1 protein-coding gene is annotated in these 4555 nt (G+C 72.8%); it reads left to right on the forward strand.

Annotated features, from left to right (window positions below):
* Positions 1 to 4555: type I polyketide synthase (locus ABT001_RS35710; RefSeq protein ID WP_502967585.1), on the forward strand; the 4555-nt coding region annotated here is incomplete at both ends.

Here is a 4555-nt window from a genome sequence, read left to right on the forward strand (position 1 = left end):
GCTCTGGATGGTGATGATGTCGCTGTCACGGTGGCTGATGTCGATTGGGGGCGGTTCGGTGCGGCTTTCACCAGCCTCCGCCCCAGCCCCCTCCTCGTCGAACTGCCGTGGCGGAGGGAGGGACAGGGCGCTCCGGCCGAGAACACGGACGCTGTCTCCGCCTGGGCGGACCGCCTCGCCGGCATGCCCGAGCCGGGACGGGACCGCGCCGTGCTCGATCTCGTACGCGTGGAGGTCGCCGCAGTCCTCGGGCACACGACGCTCGACAGCGTGGACCCCGAACGCCCCTTCAAGGAACTGGGTTTCGACTCGCTGACCGCCCTCGACCTGCGTGACCGCCTGACCCGGGCCACCGGCCGCCGGCTCACCGCCACCCTGGTGTTCGACCACCCCAACGCCCAGGCCCTTGCGCTGCACCTCCTGACCGAGGCGTTCGGGGAGCCGGCCGACCGCGCCGACAACACCGCCCCGACCGTCCGCGACGACGAACCGATCGCCATCGTCTCCATGGCCTGCCGCTATCCCGGCGGTGTCCACAGCCCCGCCGAGCTGTGGAAACTGGTCGTCGAGGGCTGGGACGTCGCCGGGGACTTCCCGGACGACCGCGGCTGGGACCTCGACTCCCTCTTCGCCGGGGACGGTCCCGGGACCTCGTACGTGCGTCAGGCCGGTTTCCTCGACGGCGCAGGAGAGTTCGACGCCGCTCTGTTCGGCATCTCGCCGCGCGAGGCGCTCGCCATGGACCCGCAGCAGAGGCTCCTCCTGGAGACCACCTGGGAGGCACTGGAACGCGCGGGCCTCGACCCCACGTCGCTGCGCGGCAGCCGCACAGGTGTCTTCGCCGGCACCAACGGCCAGGACTACACCGCCCTCGCGGCCCAGGCGGGCCAGGACGTCGAAGGCTTCCTCGCCACCGGCACAGCCGCCAGCGTCCTCTCCGGCCGGATCTCCTACACCTTCGGCCTTGAGGGCCCGGCGGTCACCGTCGACACCGCCTGCTCATCGTCCCTGGTGGCGTTGCACCTGGCTGTGCGGGCGCTGCGCAACGGAGAGTGTGACCTCGCCCTCGCGGGCGGCGTCACGGTGATGGCGACCCCCGCCGCGTTCGTCGAGTTCAGCCGGCAGGGCGGCCTGGCCGCCGACGGCCGCTGCAAGCCGTTCGCCGATGCCGCCGACGGCACCTCCTGGTCCGAGGGCGTGGGCGTACTGCTGGTGGAGCGGCTCTCCGACGCCGTCGCCAACGGCCACGAGGTACTGGCCGTGGTCCGCGGATCGGCGGTCAACCAGGACGGTGCGTCCAACGGCCTGACCGCCCCCAACGGTCCCGCGCAGCAGCGCGTGGTCCGCGCCGCCGCAGCCGATGCGGGTGTCGCCCTCTCGGAGATCGACGCGGTGGAGGCACACGGCACGGGCACCCGGCTCGGTGACCCCATCGAGGCGCAGGCGCTGCTGGCGACGTACGGCCAGGAGCGTACCGACGACCGGCCGCTGTGGCTCGGCTCGGTGAAGTCCAACATCGGCCACACACAGGCCGCCTCGGGTGTCGCCGGCGTCATCAAGATGGTCGAGGCGATGCGCCACGAGACGCTGCCCCCCACCCTCCACGTCGACAGGCCCTCCTCCCACGTCGACTGGGCGGCGGGCGCGGTGGAACTCCTCACCGAGACCAGGGCGTGGACCGCGGGCGAAGGCCCGCGCAGGGCCGCCGTCTCCTCCTTCGGCGTGAGCGGCACCAACGCCCACGTCATCCTGGAGGAGGCGGCTCCGACCGCTTCCTCGAAACCCGTCACCGGTGCGCGAGCCGGCGGACCGTGGCTGCTGTCCGCGCGCTCCGCACCCGCACTCACCGCCCAGGCGCAGCGTCTGCGGGCCTTCCTCGCCGAGCACCCCGAGGCGGACCCCTCGGCCGTCGCCCACACGCTGGCGACCGGCCGGGCAGCGCTGGAGCACCGTGCGCTCGTTCTGGGCGACGACCTCGTCACCCTCACCGCCGGTCTGGAGGCCCTCGCCGGGAACACGCCCTCCGGCGACGTCCGGCGCGGCACGGCGACCGTGACCGACGGCCGTCCGGGCTTCCTGTTCACGGGGCAGGGATCCCAGCGCGCCGGTATGGGGCGGGAGCTGTACGAGTCGTTCCCGGTGTTCGCGGATGCTTTCGACGCGGTGTGTGCGCGGGTGGATTTGGAGCGTCCGCTGGGTGAGGTGGTGTTCGGGGATCAGGAGGCCTTGGACCGGACGGTGTACGCGCAGGCGGGGCTGTTCGCGTTGGAGGTCGGGCTCTTCCGGCTCCTGGAGTCGTGGGGTGTGGTCCCTGATGTGCTGGTGGGCCATTCGGTGGGTGAGCTGGCTGCTGCGCATGTCGCCGGTGTGCTGTCGCTGGATGATGCCTGCCGGCTGGTCTCCGCGCGTGGCCGGTTGATGGACGCGTTGCCCGAGGGCGGTGCCATGCTCGCCGTCGAGGCGGCCGAGGACGAGCTTGAGCTGCCGGAAGGGGTGGATCTGGCGGCGGTCAACGGGCCGACTTCGTTGACGGTTTCGGGCTCGGTCGAGGCGATCGGCCTGCTGGAGGAGCACCTCCGTGGGGAGGGGCGTCGGGTCAAGCGACTGTCCGTCTCGCACGCGTTCCACTCGCACCTCATGGAACCGATGCTCGCCGAGTTCGCGAAGGTGGCCCGTTCGCTGACGTACCGTTCCCCCTCGATCCGGATCGTCACGACGGCGTCCGGCGACATCGACACCCCCGAGTACTGGGTGCGCCAGGTCCGCGAACCGGTGCGCTTCGCCGACGCCGTGGCCTCCCTCTCGGACACGGGGACCTTCCTCGAACTCGGCCCGGACGGCGTCCTGTCGGCGCTCGTCTCCGCCCTGCTCGACGGCGCCTCCGCCGTCCCCGTCCTGCGCGACGGGCACCCCGAGGCGAACTCCTTCGGGCGGGCCGTGGCGGATCTGCACGTGCGGGGCGTCGCCGTGGACTGGGCCCGTCACCTGCCCGGACCCGGCCTCGCCCTGCCCCCGTATGCCTTCCAGCACGAGCGGTACTGGATCCGGCCGCGACCCAGCACGGGAGACCTGGCCGCCGCCGGACTCGGCAGCGCAGACCACCCGCTCCTGGGTGCGGCGGTGCCCCTCGCCGACGGTGCGGGCCACCTGTTCACCGCCCGGCTGACGCACACCGCCCAGCCCTGGCTGGCCGGCCACGTGGTCCACGAGCGCATCGTGCTGCCCGGCACCGCGCTGGTCGAGATGGCGCTGCGCGCAGGCGCCGCGTGCGGCACCGCCGCGCTGGACGAGCTCCTGGTCGAGACGCCTCTGATCCTGCCCGCCACCGTGCAGGTCGTGGTGGGCGCGGCGGCCGATGACGGCGTCCGTCCGGTCACGGTGTACGGCCGTCAGAACGACGCTCAGGAATGGACCCGGCACGCCGCCGGACTGCTCTCCACCGCTCCCGATCCGCTCCCCGCCCCCCTCACCGACTGGCCCCCGACGGGCGCTGAACCGGTGGACGTGACCGGCCTCTACGAGCAACTCGCCGCCGTGGGCCTGGAGTACGGTCCCCTCTTCCGGGGCCTGCGCGCCGCCTGGCGTACCCCCGAGGCGCTCTACGCGGACGTCGCCCTGCCCGAGGACGCGGACGCCGCCGCCTTCGGCCTGCACCCGGCGCTGCTCGACTCCGCCCTGCACGCCCTCGGTCTCGGCGGTGTCCTCGACGACGCCGATGCGCCGGGCACGGCACGGCTGCCGTTCTCCTGGACCGGAGTCACCCTGCACGCCTCGGGCGCGGACCGGCTGCGAGTACGATTTGCCGCAGTCGGCCCCGACACCGTGAGCGTGACCGTCGCCGACCCGACCGGTACTCCGGTCGCCTCTGTCGGCACGCTGACCCTGCGACCGGTCGACGCCGGCCGGCTCCACGCGTCGGCGGCCGCCGACGCCTTGTTCGACATCACGTGGACACCACTGGGCCTGCCTGAAGGCGTCGAGGACCCCGCCACCCCGTCCACGCCGCAGGCACCGGAGGACGGCATCCGGATCGTCCGCCTGGAGGACGACGAACTCCACGCGACCACGCACCGCGTGCTGGACCTGGTCCGCCGACACCTCGCCGACGACGACACAGCCGACACCCGCCTGGTGCTGGTGACCACCGGCGCCGTGGTCTGCCTGCCGGGCGACACGATCACCGCGCCCGCCGTGGCGGCGGCCCGTGGCCTGGTGCGTTCCGCGCAGACCGAACAGCCCGGCCGGATCGTTCTGGTCGACATCGACCACCCCGACTCACTGGCCGCTCTGCCCGCCGCCGTGATGTCCGACGAGCCCCAGCTCGCCCTGCGCGGCTCCCGGGCGTACGTCCCGCGGCTCGCCCGTCCGGCCCCCGTGCTGCCCGCACCCGGCCCCGGCCGGCGCCTGCACGTCTCCGACTCCGGTTCTCTGGGTGGGTTGGGGTTTGTTGAGGCTCCTGAGGTGTTGGGTGGTTTGGGGTGGGGTGAGGTGCGGGTTGAGGTGCGTGCTGCGGGGGTGAATTTCCGTGATGTGTTGATCGGTTTGGGGGAGTATC

The sequence above is a fragment of the Streptomyces sp. NPDC002793 genome (assembly GCF_040295485.1).
Classification (GTDB): domain Bacteria; phylum Actinomycetota; class Actinomycetes; order Streptomycetales; family Streptomycetaceae; genus Streptomyces.